The sequence below is a fragment of the Methylomonas sp. 2F7 genome, from assembly GCF_057126975.1.
Window position 1 is genome coordinate 4370566 of sequence record NZ_CP195203.1, and the last position, 17939, is coordinate 4388504.

The window sequence follows — 17939 nt, forward strand, 5'->3', positions numbered from 1 at the left end:
GATATGAGCGATTCTGTCACGCATGCTGAAGTTTTGGTACTTGGCGGCGGCCCAGGTGGTTACACGGCTGCGTTCCGCGCTGCCGATTTGGGCAAACAAGTGGTATTGATTGAGCGCTATCCGGTGTTGGGTGGGGTTTGCCTGAATGTGGGCTGTATCCCGTCCAAAGCTTTGTTGCACACCGCGCAAGTGATACATGAAGCGGAAGCCATGGCGGAACACGGCGTCAGTTTCGGCAAGCCTAACATCGATTTGGACCAAATCCGTGCCTGGAAACAAAGCGTCAGCCAAAGCTTGAATCAAGGCCTCGGCAAATTAGCCAAGCAACGCAAGGTCACCGTAATCAATGGCGTGGGTAAATTTGCCACGGCCAACAGTTTGACCGTGACCGGTGAAGACGGCGCGCAAACCATTACTTTCGACAACGCAATTATCGCCGCCGGCTCGCAGCCGACCAAAATCCCCAGCTTTCCGCACGACGATCCACGCGTTTGGGACTCGACCGATGCGCTGGAGTTGAAATCGATCCCGGAAAAATTATTGATCGTGGGTGGCGGTATTATCGGTCTGGAAATGGCGACTGTTTACCATGCGTTGGGCTCGAAAATCAGCGTCGTGGAATTGATGGATCAGATTATCCCCGGCTGCGACAAAGATTTGGTTACACCGCTACAACGCAAGATCAAAAAACAGTATGAAAACCTGTGGCTGCAAACCAGTGTCAAGGCCATGGAAGCAACTGATACCAGCATCAAAGTCACGATGGAAGGTAAAGGCGCACCGGAGTCGGAGGTGTTCGACGCGGTGTTGGTGGCAGTCGGTCGCCGTCCCAACGGCAAACTGATCGATGCCGATAAAGCCGGTGTGAATGTCGACGAACGCGGCTTCATCCCAGTGGACAAGCAAGGTCGCACCAACGTCAGCAATATTTTCGCGATCGGCGACATCGTCGGCAATCCGATGCTGGCCCACAAAGCCACGCACGAGGGTAAAATCGCCGCCGAAGTCATTGCCGGCCATAAAGCCGGTTTCGACGCACTAACCATTCCTTCGGTCGCTTACACTGATCCCGAAGTTGCGTGGATGGGCTTAACCGAAACCCAGGCACAGCAGCAAGGTGTGGAATTCGACAAAGCCGTATTCCCTTGGGCCGCCAGTGGTCGCTCTTTGGCGCTGGGCCGTAGCGAAGGTATTACCAAAATACTGACTGACAAAACCACCGGCCGTATTCTTGGTGCCGGCTTTACCGGGCCTGGTGCGGGCGAATTAGTCGCAGAAGCCGTGCTGGCTTTGGAAATGGGTGCGGATGCGACGGACATTAGTCTGAGCATCCACCCGCATCCAACTTTATCCGAAACCTTTGCGTTTGCGGCGGAAATGATAGAGGGGACGATTACCGACCTGTATGTAAAGAAATAGTCCTTATTTTGCTAAGCGCAAAATTCGTGAGCGGGTTAAAAGTCAGCCTGCAATTTTTTTTCGGTGAGAACGCCGACATCATATAGAAGGAACAGCAATGGAAAAATTTGTCTTTGGGGCTGGCGAGGATGACAGAAAAAGGTTGCTGAATTTCGTTGATGCTCTGCAGCAGTTTTTAGAGAAGGTGATAAATAACGGCGAGTATTTTCAACCGAAATTTCGCGACGATTATAAAAAAGCCTGGATGGAACTTAATCCGAATTTTTCGGCGTTAAAAGACGGCTTGCAACGTGCCGAAACCCACACTTTGTTAGCGCAAGGCTTATTGGGAACCCAGCTAAATCTAAAGCTCGCAGTCATCAATCATTTTTTAGGCGAATTTTTGCTGTACGGAATAGAAATTATCGGCGGCCACAAACTGCTTGAAAAGCTTTTAGGCGTTGTCGGCAAATTGCTGGCAAACATGGCAACCGCAGTGGGCACCGGCTTAGCCATTCATAGCTTCGTAGATTTTCTTGTTGCAATGATCAAGGACGACAGCTAGTGATAATGCTCTCTTAGGCAATCCCTAAGAGAGAGAAACCCGAGCTACTAAAACGCTATTCAAGCGGCTTTCTTAACTTCAACGCCTCTAGCCAACAAACCATCTCTACCTTTTTCCGCCAAAGCCATGATTTGATAAGCCAAATCTTCGGCGATATTCAATTGTTTTAAAGAGGCGGCCAAATGCTCCATCACTATGTCGTAATGGAAATCGTCAGGACCGAGCTTTATCAAAAAACAATGAGCCGGCGTTAATAAGGTGATGCTTCTTATTTCTTGCCCACCAACGATATCCAGCAGGAAGGCAAAATCGTTACCGGTAACCAAACTCGGTTTGGCGTTAGTGCGGGCAAACGCTGTCGTAAAATACCCGTCCAATGCCTCTAATACTCTCTCATCGGCACTATTGAAGCTATTGAAGTAAGCTTTCAAATAAGCTTTTAGGGCACCGGCCTGCTCAGCAGCCGGGCGGCTGAAGAAGAAGCGGTTAATCCGATAGTCGTCCAGCATTTTTGCATAAAACACATCCACTATTTTACCGACCAGGACATGATCGCCGGGAGTGGCTCGCAAGGCATGAATCTGATTTGCTACAGTTGCGCTCATAACTTTTCTCCGGAGGATAGTTTTTGATATACATCCTGAGCTTTCCAGTTACAGCCATTTTGTCAATATTTTAACCGCATTAACATTATACAAAAGCCGTACAGATGGCCTTTTAATACTACCAATCTGACAACGCGTCTAAAGCCCACCCGGCACTATTTTTTCGGCACATAGCCTTCCGGCAACTCGAACCCTCCTGCAAATAAAAATTTCTCACGCTCGGCTTCCAATATTTTTTTTGCGGCCGGATCGAAACTGGATAGCCGCTGCTCGTTAATTATCATGGTTTGCATCGCTAGCCAGTCCTTCCAGGCCTGTTTCGATACATGATCGAAAATGCGTTGGCCGTTGGCACCAGGAAACGGCGGGGCATCCAGACCTTCAGCCTCAACGCCCAGTTTTACGCATTTAATCATTCTCGTCATTTTGATCCTCTGTGAAATGTTGTTGCAGCAGACGCTTGATCGGCGCCGGCAAACCTAAAGTTTTAATCTCGGCGGTTTTATACCAAACCGCCCGCTCGCCTTCCATCACATTGTTTATGGGGTTTTCCAGTTTCACCAACAACGGGATGTAATCCAGATGATAATGCGAAAAACTGTGGCGCTGGTTAGGCAAGGTTTGCGAGGTATGGATTCGGTGATTGCGCTGTAGACACCAGTCTTGCAAAGCCTGGAGATCGGCAAACTCCGGCAAGCTCCATAATCCTCCCCAAATGCCGGTCGGTGGCCGTCTTTCTAGCAATATCCGATTTTCCTTGTCTAGCAACAGCAGAAAATACAATTGTTTGACCGGCAAATCCTTGCGAGGTTTGGAGCCTGGCAATTGCTTTATTACACCCATCTGCCTGGCCTGACAGCTGTCTGCGATAGGGCAGATGTCGCATAGCGGCTTACTGCGGGTGCAGAGCGTGGCCCCCAAGTCCATCATCGCCTGCGTATAGTCTCCGGTTCTTTGCGTCGGCGTGTAGCGCTGACTAATTTGCCAAAGCTGCCCCGCAACCTTGTTGTCGCCTGGCCAGCCATGCACGGCGTGAAACCGCGCCAGTACGCGCTTGACGTTGCCGTCCAATATGGGCTGACTTTGCCCGCAAGCAATGCTAAGTATCGCCCCCGCAGTGGAGCGGCCGATACCGGGCAAGGCACTGAGTTCTGCGACGGTTTGCGGGAATATACCGGCATTGTCGGCAACGATTTGTGCCGTTTTGTGTAGGTTTCTGGCGCGCGCATAATAGCCAAGCCCGGACCAGTGCTGTAAGACTTCGTCCAGTTCTGCGCTTGCCAGGCTTTGCACCGTTGGAAATCTGGCGACAAAGCGATTGAAATATGCAATCACGCTGACGACTTGCGTTTGCTGTAACATAATCTCCGACACCCAAACTCGATAAGGATTAATGTCCCGTTGCCATGGCAAATCCTTGCGACCATGATTATCAAACCAGCTAAAGAGTTTTTGTTGGAATTGTTCGGGGGACATGATGTCGTTTGGGAGAAGGGAAAATCAATTACGCATTGCCACTGAATAGTACCGTAAAGGATTTAGATAAGGCAAAAAACCGTTTTTCGACTGTGGTCTCCAAGCCGTAAATAGCCAGACAGTGTTTGAACTTCTACAGTTTTAGCAGCGAGGGTTATCCGCTTTTTTGTGTGATATTCTCTACCTAAGGAATCACTCTCGTTCAACGAGCTAATGATTGATTCAAATTCAGTCCCCTAAAAAACAGGAGTTGAACGCCTATGTTTTCTTTGATTTCCTCATCGAGCAACGCATGGCAGCGGGCCGCCCAGCTATTCATTACGATTGCCAGCATTCTGACAATAGGCAAATTAATTACGCTAGTACCAGTAATGACGGAATTGGAAGTGGCGGGTGTATTCAAGGCTGCGGCCGTAGTCTGGTTTTTCGCCAGGCTGGCGGGATTAATCTTGTTTTATTTTTTTGCCGGCTACGTTATAGAAGCCATTCCCAATAGCGGCGGTGCGTTGTCGTTTGCCAAAGGCATTGCGGAGCCGTTAACCGCTCTGTTGATTTTGATTACAGTGCAGGCGTTGTTTTGGGAGTTATTGGCGCCGTTCGTCGATAGCTTAGGTAGAACGATTTACCATAGTAGCGCGATCATTCTGATCGTAAGCGTCAGTATTTGGTTTGTGGTCAGGGCGTATAGCCATGCAACTTACTTGGTCGATACCGTTGCCAAGCTGGTTGAAATGTTATCAAGGTTTCTCCCCCAACAAAAATTGACCTGTCAGCAATGCGGCGCCGACATTACCGCAAATACTCATTTTTGTAATACCTGCGGACACAAAACCCAGTCATCCAATACATGTCCCGCATGCGAAACCACTGTTCCGGTTGATCAACAATATTGCCAGAATTGTGGATCGAAGCTTGGCAAGACAACAGTTACTGACAGTTGAGGAAAGCTGGATTTACAGCGGAAATCGCAACGCTACTTCAATATCTTAGCCACACTGCAAAATCGACGTTGAATTCACTGGTTTCAAGCCGCAGTGGTCAGCAAAATTGCTGACCACCTGTACGAACGTGCTGCATACCCAAAGACGACAACCTTATTAACCAGCCTGCACTAACGGCAAGGCTTGCACTGAATCAATTAAAGCTGTAGCTTTTTGAGTTTAGGCAGTTCACTCGGAAAGACGCTTGGCTACTCGCTGATAAGCTTCCTTCAACTCCTCTCCAACAATTTTGGCCTTGGCGATATACTCTTCGGAAGTCTCTATCGACTCGTCGGCAATTTCAGCGGCTTTACTTTTAATCTGCAACCACTGTTTTTCCGCTTCTGCAAATTCATCTTTGGCATCCATGGAAGCCAAATGCAGCTTCAGTTGCAGTTCTTCGCGAACCGAATCCAGATTAACGAGCAAACTTTCGAATTCGTTTTTTAACGACATGATTCACCTCTTTGCTTGATTGAAATTTGTAATGGCTATTGGACCATTGCAGACAATTAAAGTTTAGTCTGCTGAATGCTTTGCTAGAAGCTTTTGAAAGCTACCCAGTGTGCTGGAATGAAACGGGGAGAACGAAAGTGGAAACCGCGATTGATTTCCACTTTATCTAACAAAAAAGCCGTAGGTGTCTGTTGGCAACTACGGCTTAATCTTTAAACGATGGTTACTTCTTCGGCTTGAGGGCCTTTAGGGCCGCGGCCCAATTTGAATTGTACGTGTTGACCTTCATCCAGCGTTCTGTAGCTGTTGTTTGGGTTCAAAATGTTTTTGAAATGTACGAAAACGTCAGGGCCTTGTTTTTGTTCGATAAAGCCGAAGCCTTTGTCAGAGTTAAACCATTTTACGACGCCAGTTGTCATTGTAGACATAATAAGTCCTATAAAAATTTAGATAAAGCCTTAGCTAAAGTAAGGCGGGTCACGCTGGTAAATGTGGAAATTACTTAATGAAAAACTAGGACGAAGGACTACTGTAGAGACATCGAGCTGGTAAACAAAGGGTAAATCGTATTTTCTAGCTGGCTTGCATTCTAGGCTGATTCGACTGATTGTCAATTTAAATCGTAAAATCCAGTATTTAGACACTTCCTAGTCTATCTTCGCTATTCGGCAATTTGCGGGATTACCCATGCTCAGCTTAAACCTCCAACTACCAATGAATGCTTCATTAAAACGATGCATCAGGCGGCAATATTTGTTTGATGTTGGTGCGGCTATTTTGTTTTTCGGGGCGCTAACACAGCAAGTTGAATTACGGCAAACCGCAACTGTTGCCGCTAGCGAACTCGCGGCACAGGGCTACAAGATACCTAGCGAGGATGATCCGGTGCGGGTATTCCCCGCGTTGACTAGCGGGGCATTTAGCGGCAATCATGCCGGCGGCTGGCGGCCGGGCAGTATTTATCTGCGACAACAACCGCAGGGTGGGCTGAGCGAAGCGGTGTATCTGCGTCACGAACTGTTTCACGAAGCCAGTCATCGCAGCTGTGGCGGTCGTCTACCGGCTTGGGCAGAAGAAGCCGGGGCGATGCATTTCAGCGGCGAGTTGGCTGATCTCGAGCCCGGACGTTTACCCAGTGAACTTGAACTACAAAGCATCAAGAATCGGGTTAGGCAGGGCGCCGAATTAGATGGCAATGACCGGGCGGTATTGGCGCGATTGTTGGTTAATGCCGGCTGGCCCCGAGAACCTTGTACCGTGTCGACAAAATTAACTGAAATACTGGGCGTGGCGTTCGACGATGCCGGAGATAGCTCGTATCTGTTGATGAGCCTACTGTCCGGGCGGATATTGACGAGCGGCGGGGATCAATCCAGTCGTTTACCTCCTGGGTCGCTGTTGAAAATTCCGTATGCTGCGGCATTGGCACAAGCCGATGCTGATTTGCTGGGTGCAGAACTGGCGGCGAGCGAGACTGAAAAGCTATTGCAGCGTCGCGAGCAATTTCAAATCGAGCGCTATCGTCTGTTATTGTCGCCGATTAAAGAGCAAAATCTTCCAGCTCAAGTGGCTCCATCGGATCCGCAAGCCTGGCGCTCTTATCTGGGCGAACGCAATGCCGACGGCGATTTTGCCTTACAAGCCAATTTGCCGGAATTGGCCTTGGCGATGCGGGCAGCCTTGCTATCCAAGCCCGATTATTTTCGTGGCTTGAGCCAAAACGGTATCTTGCCCAACTCCACCTTGGCGGGGCAAAGCGAGACAGATAGAAAGCTGTTGCGCCAACTTCAAGTTCTAGCCAAAACCGGCACGGTTTCGACTGTTGACGGCCACCCCTTGGCTGGTCATTTACTGCTGGCCTGGCCGGCTACGCATCCGGTATTTCTGGCGATATTTAGGCAACGCGGCGTCAATGGCGCGTCAATATTAAGTAAAGCCGCAGCCTTGTTAAGAAACTGGCAGCACGACTATCCGGCCCGTTTTGCTGCGGTTAGGGTTAGTTTGTTAACGCCTACCGATCCAGATAGCTGGAGTGCGGAGCCGGACTGTCCGTTAGTGGCTAACCAACACGGGCGCTTTACGGTTTGCGGGCAAATCAGGATCGTTTCCAGCGCACGTGGCAGCCGATCCGAGCGGGTGGTGAAAGGTGTTCTGCGACAAACAAACGAACAGGGGCCGATTGTGCTGGAAACCGATGTCGATAGTTATGTCGATGGTGTGTTGGCTGCCGAGGCACAAAATCTGGCTGGCAGTGCCCGCGAAGCGATGCGAGCGGTGATCGCCTGGAACGGCAGTCACGGTAACCATAGGCATAATGAATCAAGCTCCCTTTGCGATACCACGCATTGCATGGTCTATCTCGGCGAACTGCCTGGGAACAAGCTACGTCGTAGCAGTCATATCGATATTGCTTTAATACAGCTTTTGGACCAGTTGGCGACCGAATCCGGATTGAACTGGTTGCCGTTTGCCAACGGCGGTGATCAGCGCTGGCAAAGGCAGCTCTCAAGCGAGGAGTTGCGCCGGGTGTTTACGGAAAATCAAATTCTGGATATTCGCCGCGAACGGCACAAAGATGGCGAGTTGTTTATCAGATTATTTTATCCGACCAGCGAAGAGCTGCTCAGTTGCGAGATTTTTCGCAACACCCTGAAACTACCTTCTTGTCCTGATTCGGTAACAGCTGCCGATGACCAGACTTGGCAATTTACAGGCATAGGTGCCGGGCACGGCCTGGGCTTATCCATCGCCAGAGCTCAAGCTTTGGCGGAGGCAGGTCGTGACGCAGAACAGATTTTGCGCGATGCGTACGGACAGAGCCGTTAGGTCAGGCAGTTAAGCCAGACCTAACGTTTTATTCAGCCGGGATCGATCAAGTGATAACGTCAGGCTCGGTTCTGCCAGTACGTTTTTTGACTTCGCACAACTGCTCGGCAATTTCTATTAATTCCGCAAGCGCAACCTGAGCGTCCTGATCGTGCTTGCTGACATCACGCTCATAGCGCTCCAAATAAATACGCAAAGTCGCACCGACCGTACCGGTGCCCGACAGCCGGAACACGATACGCGAGCCGTTCACAAAGCCGATGCGGATGCCTTGATTGCTGCTGACGCTAGCGTCGACCGGATCAGTGTAACTGAATTCGTCGGCAAACTTGACTTCGTAATCGCCCCAACTTTTACCGGGCAAGTTGCTTAACTGGCTACGCAGATGTTCGACAATCCCGTTGGCAATCTCCGAATCGACCGCTTCGTAATCGTGACGGCAGTAAATGTCGCGGCCGTATTTTTGCCAGTGTTCATGAACAATGTCTTCTACCGATTCGCGTTTGCGCGCGATTAAATTCAACCAGAACAACACCGCCCACAAACCGTCTTTTTCACGGACATGATTGGAGCCGGAACCGAAGCTCTCTTCGCCGCAGATGGTGATTTTATCGGCATCCAGCAAGTTACCGAAAAATTTCCAGCCGGTTGGGGTTTCGTAGCAAGGCAGACTCAATTTATCGGCAACCCGATCAACCGCCTGACTGGTCGGCATCGAGCGGGCCACACCACTGATGCCTTTGGCATAAGCCGGAATTAGTTTGGCGTTGGCCGCCATTATCGCCAAGCTGTCGCTGGGAGTAACGAAGATGTTCGCCCCCATGACCATGTTGCGGTCACCGTCACCGTCCGAGGCCGCGCCGAAAGTGGGTGCGTCGGCCCCGAACATGATGTCACAAAGTTCGTGAGCATGGGCCATATTTGGATCGGGATGGCCGCCGCCGAAGTCTTCCAGCGGCACGGCGTTAAATACCGAGCCAGGTGTAGCGCCCAGCGTATCTTCCAGAATATGCTTGGCGTACGGACCGGTGATGGCATGCATCGCATCGAAACGTAGCGTGATGAAGCCGTTATGGATGCTTTGTTTGAGCAGATCGAAATCGAATATCTTGGCCATTAATTCAGCGTAATCGGCTACCGAATCGATAATCCGAATTTTCACGCCGCCTTTTTCGACCTCACCGATAACGTCTAAATCTATGTCGCCGAAACGGGCTTTTTTGTAGCCGGTGATGGTTTTGGTATTCTCGTACAGTTTGTCGGTGAACTTTTCCGGAGCCGGACCACCATTGCTGACGTTGTACTTAATGCCAAAATCTTCTTCAGGGCCGCCGGGATTGTGACTAGCTGATAGAACAATGCCTCCGAACGCATTGTATTTCCTGATAATATTCGATGCGGCAGGAGTGGACAACAAGCCGCCTTGGCCTATAATGAGCTCACCGAAACCGTTGGCTGCCGCCATTTTTATAATAATCTGGATGGCTTTACGGTTAAAGTAGCGGCCATCGCCGCCAATCACCAAGGTTTTGCCCTGAAAATCCTCCAGACTGTCGAAGATGGATTGGACGAAATTCTCCAGATATTTGGGTTGTTGGAAGACTTTGACTTTTTTGCGTAAGCCCGATGTGCCGGGTTTTTGATCATCGTAGGGAGTCGTTTTGGTGATTGTTGTTGTCATATGCTACCCTTTGTAATACCTCGTTTCGAAAGGGTTAAATTACACCAAAACTTTGATTATTTACAGATTGCCATGATAAAGAAAAAATTATTAGGTGTTTTGATTGTGATGGGCTGTACCGTATCGGCGCGCAGTTTCGCTGGAGAGGATGTTTGGTTGCTGGTCGATACGCAGACGCAAAGCATGGAAGTCAGGAAGGGCGACAAGACGGTTGCCGTGTTGGAAAATATCGCCATTGGCCGCAATGGCGCGGGTGAAAAAAATCATCGCGGCGATGACATCACGCCGCTCGGTAACTATCGGATCGGCTGGATAAATGAAAGAAGCGCCTTCCGTAAGTTCTTCGGCTTGACCTATCCCAATGTAGACAATGCCGATAATGCCTTGAAAAAAGGCAAAATCGATCTCGACACTTACGAAGCTATTGCCAGAGCGCATTCTGCCGGACAAATTCCGCCGCAAAATACCGATCTCGGTGGGCAAATCGGTATTCATGGTTTGGGCAGCGGTAGTCTGTCCATCCACAGATCCATGAATTGGACACACGGATGTATCGCGTTGACTAACGATCAAATCGATCAGTTAAGTCAATGGGTAGAAAAAGGGACACTCGTAACGGTGAAATAATGTTGGTAAAATCCAAAAAAATGTTGGACAATTACCACCGTTTTTCATTTATTATTTTTTGAAACCACAATCAAGGGGAAAACCATGATGAGAGCTATTACATTATCAGCAGTTGTTGCAATTGCAGCTTTGGCAACCGGTTGCGCAAGCACTTCAGACCTGGAAGCTTTGGACGCAAGAGTAGGCACTTTGGAAGGCAAAGTTTCTACTGCATCTGCTGACGCTGCTTCTGCTAAAGCCGCTGCTGCTGAAGCTGCTGCAAAAGCTGCTGCTGCTGAAGCTGCTGCTAACCGTGCTGCCCAATATGCTCAAGATACCAACAGCAAATTGGACCGTATGTTCAAAAAATCACAACACAAATAAGCTTTATTGCTGTTGTTGATTTTAAAAAGCCCGTGAGCCGCAAGGCCACGGGCTTTTTTATTGCCTCTATTTCGCAGGTGCCGCTTGGCTTTGAACCACAGGAGGCGTCTGGGTAGGACGCTCATAAATAGCCACCGGAATACCAGTCGCTTTTTCTACTGCCGCTTTTAAAACAGAACCTTTGATTACAGGCATTTGCCCACCATTGGCTTGCTCTATCAAATTCAACGCCGTATGCAAGCGCTGCTCATAGGTTGCCGGCGTTTCTTCCAACTCTGGATACACTTCCATGTACAAGGTATCGTGATACCAGCCCACTTTGATCGATTGATTAACAATATTGACCGTGGTGCCCACTTTAACCATTGGAAAAAACTGCTCAATGTCAGCAGGGTACATCCGCATGCACCCATGACTAACCCGCATGCCAATGCCATTAACAACATTAGTACTGTGAATCAGATAGCCGGGTATCCCTAACTTAAACGCATACAAACCCAAGGGATTATTCGGACCAGGCGGATAATAAGGATCCAGCACATCGCCATCAGCCAAATGCTCGGCAATAATGGATGGCGGCGGCGTCCAGGAAGGCTTGTCGGTTTTGCCGGTAATTTTCGTTTTACCCAACGGCGTTTTCCAGTTATCTTCCCGGCCGATACCGATTGCATAAGTCACAACCCGGCCGGCATCCGCGTAATAGTAAATCCGCATTTCCGGCAAATTAACCACGATCCCTTCTCTTGGCGCATTCGGCAACAAAAAGCTGCTGGGGATGCGCACCTGCGTACCTTCGCGGGGCAACCAGCGGTCCACATAGGGGTTGGCCAATACGATATGATCTTGCCCAAGCCGAAAATTTACCGCGATATCGATCAGAGTGTCTTCATGCTTCGCCGCGACATATTTAACTTCATGCGGCGGATTGCCTATCAGGCTGTCACCCGGCCTATCCGGTGCCGGCAGCGTTAGCGCCGACGCCGCCGTACTGGCTGTCAGCAGCAAACTGAATAACAAACGGGTTTTCATTAGGCGTTACCTTCAGCAGTAAATAATTCAAGCAGACGCGGCAAAAACTGAGCAAGTTCCGCAGTCATAATAGAAAAATCGGCATCAAACTGTTCGACTTCGTCGAATGCCTCGATATCGGCGGCTTGCTCCTGAATAAGATCAAGAAACTTTAGCCGCTTGACAGCCAAGCTCTCGTCCAATACAAACGAAATGCGTTCGGCCCAGCTCATCGCCAACTTAATCACTTGCTTGCCGCTATCCAGATGATTCTTGATTTCCGGCAACGCCAAGTCGTGGCGTTTGCAACGAATAATCGAGCCTTCTTCTTCCGGCGAACGCAGCTCGCACTCGTCTTCGATCAAAATATCTTTCGGCGAGGTGTTGTCGATCAACCATTGCGTCATCACGCTAGCCGGTTTGGCGGTGGCGGTGAGCGGCACTATGGGCAGAGACCCCAAGCATTTACGCAACTGGCTGAGCATGTCTTCGGCTTTTTTAGCCGATGCCGCATCCACGACCAGCCAGCCGCCCTGACTATCGATATAAGCATAGGTTTTCCGTGAAAACGAAAACGCCCGCGGCAACAGTTCGAATATCAATTCGTCCTTGATCCGACTACGCTCTTTCGCCGGTAATTTGCGGGCCTCGCGTTCTTCGATTTCGTTGATGCGTTCTTGCAGCATTTCGTTGATCACCGATGCCGGCACGACCTTTTCTTCCTTCTTGCCGCATAGCATCAAGAAACCGTTATTGGCATGCACCAGTGCGTCCGAGGCCCTGCCTAGCGGCGCAGTCCAGCCAAAACTGAACTCATCATGGCTACCACAAGATCGGAACGGCTGTTGTTGCAGCTTTTGCTCCAAAGCAACAGCATCCAAAGTAAATGGCTCGGTAAAACGGTAGACGGCAAGATTTTTAAACCACATGAAATGACTCTTTTTTAAAAACCGGCCATTATCGCAAATTTGCGCAGACCATATAAGCTGACCCGCTTAAAGCCTAGCCAAAAAATGCAGTTTGGCAGCAAATTTGCTTAGCATGTAAACAAGTTATGCACATTAAACTGTTTACGGCAAGACCATAAAACGCTTGACAAAATAACCCGTTGAAATACAAAGCATCATTTGTAAGCTATTGATTATTATCTATTAATAATAGTGCCTTAATGTTGTACAATTTGACCGCAGCCCAGTACTACCGGGGAACAGCAAAGGCTTTCGACATTTAATACACAGAGTTATCCACAGCTTCTGTGAATAACTGAATTTACCCAGCCGCAATAATCGCTTAGCGATAAATCCAGAGAAACAACTTTTAATTTGTCGCAGCAAGCAATGTCTTATTGCATGGCAAGGTTTGTTAGAATGACGCGTAGCAAGTTCCTCACTCATAACAAAGCGGTCACATCATGCTGTCAACCTGGGAAAACCTGATACTCGGCGCCCTGGCGCTGCTGCTTTTGTTCTGGATGCAGCCCGGCATCAAAGCCGCAATCGCGCGCAGCAAACAAACACCCTCCGATTGGCCCAGCGTTATTGTGCCCCTGTTGATGGTAGTGATGTTCGTGCTTTTCTTAATAGCAATGGTTTGACATGAACGACGAAGATTACCAAGAAGAATTCGAAGAAGAAGATTATTACGACGAACCCGAGGACGAGTATGACGGCGACAGCGAAGACGAGGAAGCCGATCATTACGCGGTACGCCCCAACAAGACTCGCATCAAAAAAGAAATAGCCGAAGTTTTTGCGATGGCTGAAGAAATTTGCGCGCTATCCCCTGCGCACATTGCCGAATTCGAGTTACCCGAGAGCATAGAACAAGCCATGCGCGATGCCGGCAAGATGGGGCAAAATTCCGCCAGAAAGCGCTTGTTGAAATACATCACCGCGCAGCTCAGAAAGCTGGATACCGCCGCGATTCATGAAAAATTGGCGCGGATGAAAAACCGCAGCGCCCATGCGGTCAGAGAACATCACCAGGCCGAGCGCTGGCGCGACCAGCTGCTGGCAGCCAATGGCAATCAACAGTTGACCCTATTCATTGAAGAATTTCCTACCGCGGACAGTCAGCACCTGCGCCAGTTACAGCGCAACGCACAGAAAGAAGCCAAGGAAGCCAAACCGCCCAAGTCGGCGCGCTTGCTATACAAGTATCTGAAAGAACTGATTGCCGAGGCATCAGGCCTGCCACCTTTTGAAGAGGACGCGCAGGACAATCAGGATGCAGAGGATTAACTCGCGATCAATTCCCCAACGCCCTCATCTGGCCCAAGATCCAGCTTTGGCGTTTATGTAAATAAGCGCTGGGCTGATCGGCTTTTAGCAATATAGGGTTCGGCAATGTAGCCGCCAACAGCGCAGCCTGATTGGCAGATAGCTGTTGGGCAGAAACACCGAAATAACGGCGACTGGCCGCTTCTATGCCGAATAAATGATCGCCGAACTCGGCAATATTCAAATACATTTCCAGAATCCGCTGCTTATCCCAGATCACCTCGATCAACAACGTAAACCAAATCTCCAACGCCTTGCGGCCGAAGTTTTTGGCCGGACTTAAAAACAAATTCTTCGCGACTTGCTGGCTGATCGTACTGGCCCCACGCAGTTTACCGCCGCGCAAATATTGGTTTAAAGCCTTGGAGATGGCGTCAACATCGAAGCCGTTGTGCTGATAGAACAATTGATCTTCGGATGCGATCACCGCAGCAAAGGCGTGCGGCGAAATATGCCGGCGACTGACCCAGCGCTGGTCAATGCCTCTATAGCGCCGGCCTTCGGCCAGATCATCAACATGCTGATGCAGCATGAACGCCGACGTCGGCGGGGGTAGGTACCGCAATACGCCTACCAGCACCAGCGAACTGAGTACAAAAAACAGCGCCGCATAAACCAGTCCGCGCTTGCAACGTTGCAGCAAAGAAAGCGCCGTTTTGGGTTGGCGCCAAAATTGGCGATAGCGAGCCGGATGGCGGAAATGCTTCACGGGCGATTCGAGCGTTGTGACTGGGATGTTTATTATCCATGATTGAACGCGGAATTGACTAACTGCGGTTTTTGCGGGAAATGCCGTAAAACAAGGCCTTTATTGTGGCAAATAACATAGAAATTAAGATGGCGGCCATCGATTTTAGCGTAACTTCCTGAATCATGTAGCCTCAAGGGCTTGGCACGGATATTGTTATATAAAGACCGGTGTCAGGGATGTTTAAGTTCTCTCCCCCGTGAACATGGAAAACAAGACGCCAGGGATACCTGGATAGAAGCGCGGAAAAACGCTTTTATCCAGGCAGGGATGATTCGAAGCTCGTTATGCCTCCTGCCTGCTGCAATATAATCAGTAAAAAGCCAAATCAAATTAGCGATGAGCCGCAGGGCTGAATTGTCCATATGCCCATCCTCTATCCCTAGCGAAGCTTTCGCACGACGATATTCAAAGGTGGCTAACGGCACTGCTCTATCAGCAGTACCGTCAACCAGTATTGAATTAATACTCCAATTTCAAAGATCCCATGGCGGAAATAGGCGCGCCGACGTTGGCTGTAGGCAACCAAGAAGTTGAGCCGGTGTAGTATTCCTTATCCAACAGATTATAGACATTGACTTGCGCCGTCAGACGCGTTTTGCCGATGGGTTGTACATAGGCCAGCATCGCATCCAAGCGAGTATATCCAGGCAATTGATAGGTGTTGGTATTGTCGCCTTCGCGCTTACCGACAACCACCCCGCCCAAGCCAGCCTTAAATTGCTCGGTGAATTGGTAGGTACCCCACAGACTGGCTTGATGCTCGGGCACATTCAACAAACGATTGCCCTGCAAACCGCTGTAATCCCTGGTATATCTGGCGTCGGTGTAGGCATAGGTCGTCACCAGGCTGAATTCGTCGGTGATCTGACCTTTAATATCCACTTCAATGCCCTGACTACGCGCCTCGCCGATAGTTTTTTGATCGGTGGGGTCCGGCGTACTCAAGTCGAAGGTCATCAGATTATTTTTGGTTAAATGATAATACGCCACCGTTGACGATAGGCGTTTATCGAAAAACTCGGTTTTGAAACCGATTTCGTACTGCTCGGCCGCTTGCGGTGCAAAATTGCCGCCAGTGGCGGAACGACCGTTGTTGGTGCCGAATGATTCGACGTAGTTGCCGTACAAAGACAACCAATCCCACGGCTGATAAACGATACCCACCCGCGGACTGAATTTATCTTCATGCTGCATGCTGAATCCGGCCTTGGTTTCGTCCCAGGATGTACCGCCGTAACCGCCGTAGCCAGCCATATCGTAACGGCCTCCACCCATGATATGTAACTTATCCAAAATCGTAATTTGATCCTGGAAGTAAACGCCGTACCAATCGTCGCGCGAGCGCCAAAACCAGTTGGCGGGCTCGGCGCGCAGGGCCGCCAAATCGAAATTACCATACTGGGGATTATCGATATCGAAGGTAGGGATGGTGCCGTAACTAAAGTTATTGTCCGGCGCATCCTGGTTAAAAAAGAACCAATCCCCCCCCACTAAAACATCATGCTTAAGGCCAAAGGTTTGAAACTTTCCAATTAGATCGAGACTGGTAGAGTAAGAGCGGCGATTGCTGGTACCAAGAATGCCGAATCTATCCAGAGTATGTCCATCCGCGTTTATTTTACTGTTAGGCGCGACGCCGCCGAATACGATGTCGGTCTCGTCCCACTGAAATTTATGCCTTAGCCCCCAGTCATCATTAAATTTGAAGCTCCAATCCGCATAAATCAGCGTAGTGTCTTGGCTGGGCTTGATGGCCGGATCACCGGTAAATAAGGATCTGCGGTTTGTAATAGGCCGATTGCCCGATACCGGCACGCCATAATCTTCCGTGTAATTTTCATGGCGTTTCTCTATTTCGACATTGGCCTCGAAGCGGTCGTTGGGCCGCCAAGTCAATTTCGGCGCAATAAATACCCGCTCGTGATCGACAAAATCTCTGAACGAATTGCCTTCGTCGTAAGCGGCATTAAACCGGTACAGCAGGGTTTTATCCTTATCCAGCGGCCCGGTTGCATCGACCGTGGTACGAAATTCACTGAAAGAACCAAATTGTTGCTGCAACGAATAGTACGGCACATCCAACGCCTTTTTGGTCACGTAGTTGACCATACCGCCGGGCTGCAACCGACCATAAAGCACGGATGCCGGACCTTTCAATACCTCGAGCTGTTCGATATTCGCTGGATCGAATTTGCCCATCGAGCGCCTGAAACCATTACGATACATTTGATCGTCGGAAGCAAAGCCGCGAATGATGAAGCTTTCGTACATATCCGCCGTACCGTAAGCCCGCTGCACACCGCTGACGTTTTGCGTCAAGGCGTCTTCGATGCGGATCGCTTGCTGATCGTTCATGATCGATTTGGGAACGACCTGGATGGATACCGGGGTGTCCATAATCGCAATATCGGTTTTGGTCGCTGTTGATGCATTCGGCACTGCATAGATTTGGCTGAAAGGGTCGTTAGGGTCATATACCTTTTTGCCAACCACATTCACCGCCGGCAACGCCGTAGGATCCTGTTTGTAATTCAGGGCCGGTCTTTCGATCAAAATATTGCCGTTTTCAGCGACGCGGTAACTCAAACCGCTGTCTCCCAGCAGACGTTGCAATGCGGCTTCCGGGGTGTAATTGCCGCTGAGGCCCTTGCTTTGCAGACCTTCGGTGATCGCCGTGTCGTAGACCAGTTGCAAGCCGCCGGATTCCGCCAAGCGATTCAGCGCGGTAGACAGAGAGCCTGCGGGGATACTGAAAGCCCGACTGACGCTATCTGCTGCCGCGGCACCGGAAACCGCCAACGCAGCCCCTAAAACCAGTGCCGAAGCATGTCCAAACAGGCCGCCGCTAAATGTTTGTTTCAACGTCATGAATTTCCCTCGCTGTTGTTAAATGATGACTATCGCTGTTTTGACGCACGACAGGC

The 17939-nt window shown here is 49.8% G+C and carries 18 protein-coding genes; 8 read left to right on the top strand and 10 right to left on the bottom strand.

Translation table 11 applies throughout. The features are described 5' to 3' along the window. Positions 1-3: 3 nt before the first annotated feature. On the top strand, positions 4-1419 hold the full coding sequence (lpdA, locus tag ACR64Q_RS19665) for a dihydrolipoyl dehydrogenase (RefSeq protein ID WP_313732831.1): 1416 nt from the start codon (positions 4-6) through the stop codon (positions 1417-1419). 97 nt (positions 1420-1516) lie between these two features. After that, positions 1517-1963, top strand: coding sequence for a hypothetical protein (locus tag ACR64Q_RS19670; protein ID WP_313732832.1), 447 nt, complete (start codon positions 1517-1519; stop codon positions 1961-1963). 59 nt (positions 1964-2022) lie between these two features. Here ACR64Q_RS19670 and ACR64Q_RS19675 read toward each other — a convergent pair whose 3' ends face one another. The 3 genes from ACR64Q_RS19675 to mutY all read right to left on the bottom strand — a co-directional run bounded on the left by ACR64Q_RS19675 (position 2023) and on the right by mutY (position 4044). Continuing rightward, the gene (locus tag ACR64Q_RS19675) at positions 2023-2568 is read right to left on the bottom strand and encodes a globin family protein (protein WP_313732833.1); all 546 of its coding nucleotides are present in this window, start codon (positions 2566-2568) and stop codon (positions 2023-2025) included. Between the two features lie 155 nt (positions 2569-2723). Further along, positions 2724-2993: an oxidative damage protection protein gene (locus ACR64Q_RS19680; protein WP_036275993.1), complete on the bottom strand. Its 270-nt coding sequence runs from the start codon at positions 2991-2993 to the stop codon at positions 2724-2726. Beyond that, on the bottom strand, positions 2977-4044 hold the full coding sequence (mutY, locus tag ACR64Q_RS19685) for an A/G-specific adenine glycosylase (protein ID WP_313732834.1): 1068 nt from the start codon (positions 4042-4044) through the stop codon (positions 2977-2979). Before mutY ends, ACR64Q_RS19680 begins: the two co-directional genes overlap by 17 nt. A 260-nt stretch (positions 4045-4304) precedes the next feature. Here mutY and ACR64Q_RS19690 point away from each other — a divergent pair, with 260 nt between their 5' ends. Continuing rightward, positions 4305-4985, top strand: a complete 681-nt coding sequence (locus tag ACR64Q_RS19690) for a zinc ribbon domain-containing protein (protein ID WP_026602579.1) — start codon at positions 4305-4307, stop codon at positions 4983-4985. Between the two features lie 228 nt (positions 4986-5213). Here ACR64Q_RS19690 and ACR64Q_RS19695 read toward each other — a convergent pair whose 3' ends face one another. Together ACR64Q_RS19695 and ACR64Q_RS19700 are read right to left on the bottom strand one after the other, a co-directional pair. Continuing rightward, positions 5214-5480: a hypothetical protein gene (locus ACR64Q_RS19695; RefSeq protein ID WP_020484270.1), complete on the bottom strand. Its 267-nt coding sequence runs from the start codon at positions 5478-5480 to the stop codon at positions 5214-5216. A 212-nt stretch (positions 5481-5692) separates the two neighbouring features. Further along, positions 5693-5899: a cold-shock protein gene (locus tag ACR64Q_RS19700; RefSeq protein WP_020484269.1), complete on the bottom strand. Its 207-nt coding sequence runs from the start codon at positions 5897-5899 to the stop codon at positions 5693-5695. A gap of 295 nt (positions 5900-6194) precedes the next feature. On the opposite strand from ACR64Q_RS19700, the gene ACR64Q_RS19705 reads away from it, so the two are divergent. After that, positions 6195-8306: a hypothetical protein gene (locus ACR64Q_RS19705; RefSeq protein ID WP_313732835.1), complete on the top strand. Its 2112-nt coding sequence runs from the start codon at positions 6195-6197 to the stop codon at positions 8304-8306. A gap of 46 nt (positions 8307-8352) precedes the next feature. Here the strand turns inward: ACR64Q_RS19705 and ACR64Q_RS19710 are convergent, their stop codons facing one another. Then, the gene (locus ACR64Q_RS19710) at positions 8353-9987 is read right to left on the bottom strand and encodes an alpha-D-glucose phosphate-specific phosphoglucomutase (protein ID WP_313732836.1); all 1635 of its coding nucleotides are present in this window, start codon (positions 9985-9987) and stop codon (positions 8353-8355) included. 72 nt (positions 9988-10059) lie between these two features. On the opposite strand from ACR64Q_RS19710, the gene ACR64Q_RS19715 reads away from it, so the two are divergent. Continuing rightward, a complete protein-coding gene (locus ACR64Q_RS19715) occupies positions 10060-10614 on the top strand; it encodes a L,D-transpeptidase family protein (protein WP_026147104.1) in 555 nt (184 codons plus the stop codon). 84 nt (positions 10615-10698) lie between these two features. After that, positions 10699-10977 carry an Lpp/OprI family alanine-zipper lipoprotein gene (locus tag ACR64Q_RS19720; protein ID WP_026147103.1) on the top strand — a complete coding sequence of 93 codons (279 nt, stop codon included), beginning with the start codon at positions 10699-10701 and terminating at the stop codon, positions 10975-10977. Positions 10978-11043: 66 nt separating this feature from the next. Here ACR64Q_RS19720 and ACR64Q_RS19725 read toward each other — a convergent pair whose 3' ends face one another. Both ACR64Q_RS19725 and rdgC read right to left on the bottom strand, forming a co-directional pair. Then, positions 11044-12006: a L,D-transpeptidase family protein gene (locus ACR64Q_RS19725; protein ID WP_026602582.1), complete on the bottom strand. Its 963-nt coding sequence runs from the start codon at positions 12004-12006 to the stop codon at positions 11044-11046. After that, positions 12006-12914, bottom strand: coding sequence for a recombination-associated protein RdgC (gene rdgC / locus ACR64Q_RS19730; protein WP_026602583.1), 909 nt, complete (start codon positions 12912-12914; stop codon positions 12006-12008). The genes ACR64Q_RS19725 and rdgC overlap by 1 nt, the downstream gene beginning before the upstream one ends. Before the next feature lie 482 nt (positions 12915-13396). On the opposite strand from rdgC, the gene ACR64Q_RS19735 reads away from it, so the two are divergent. Both ACR64Q_RS19735 and yjgA read left to right on the top strand, forming a co-directional pair. After that, positions 13397-13579, top strand: coding sequence for a hypothetical protein (locus ACR64Q_RS19735; protein ID WP_020484262.1), 183 nt, complete (start codon positions 13397-13399; stop codon positions 13577-13579). A 1-nt stretch (position 13580) separates the two neighbouring features. Beyond that, positions 13581-14225, top strand: coding sequence for a ribosome biogenesis factor YjgA (yjgA, locus tag ACR64Q_RS19740; protein WP_313732837.1), 645 nt, complete (start codon positions 13581-13583; stop codon positions 14223-14225). 7 nt (positions 14226-14232) lie between these two features. On the opposite strand, the gene mtgA is transcribed toward yjgA, so the two are convergent. Next, positions 14233-14973: a monofunctional biosynthetic peptidoglycan transglycosylase gene (mtgA, locus tag ACR64Q_RS19745; RefSeq protein ID WP_313732838.1), complete on the bottom strand. Its 741-nt coding sequence runs from the start codon at positions 14971-14973 to the stop codon at positions 14233-14235. A gap of 501 nt (positions 14974-15474) precedes the next feature. Further along, positions 15475-17883, bottom strand: a complete 2409-nt coding sequence (locus ACR64Q_RS19750) for a TonB-dependent siderophore receptor (protein ID WP_483823416.1) — start codon at positions 17881-17883, stop codon at positions 15475-15477. Positions 17884-17939 lie beyond the last annotated feature (56 nt).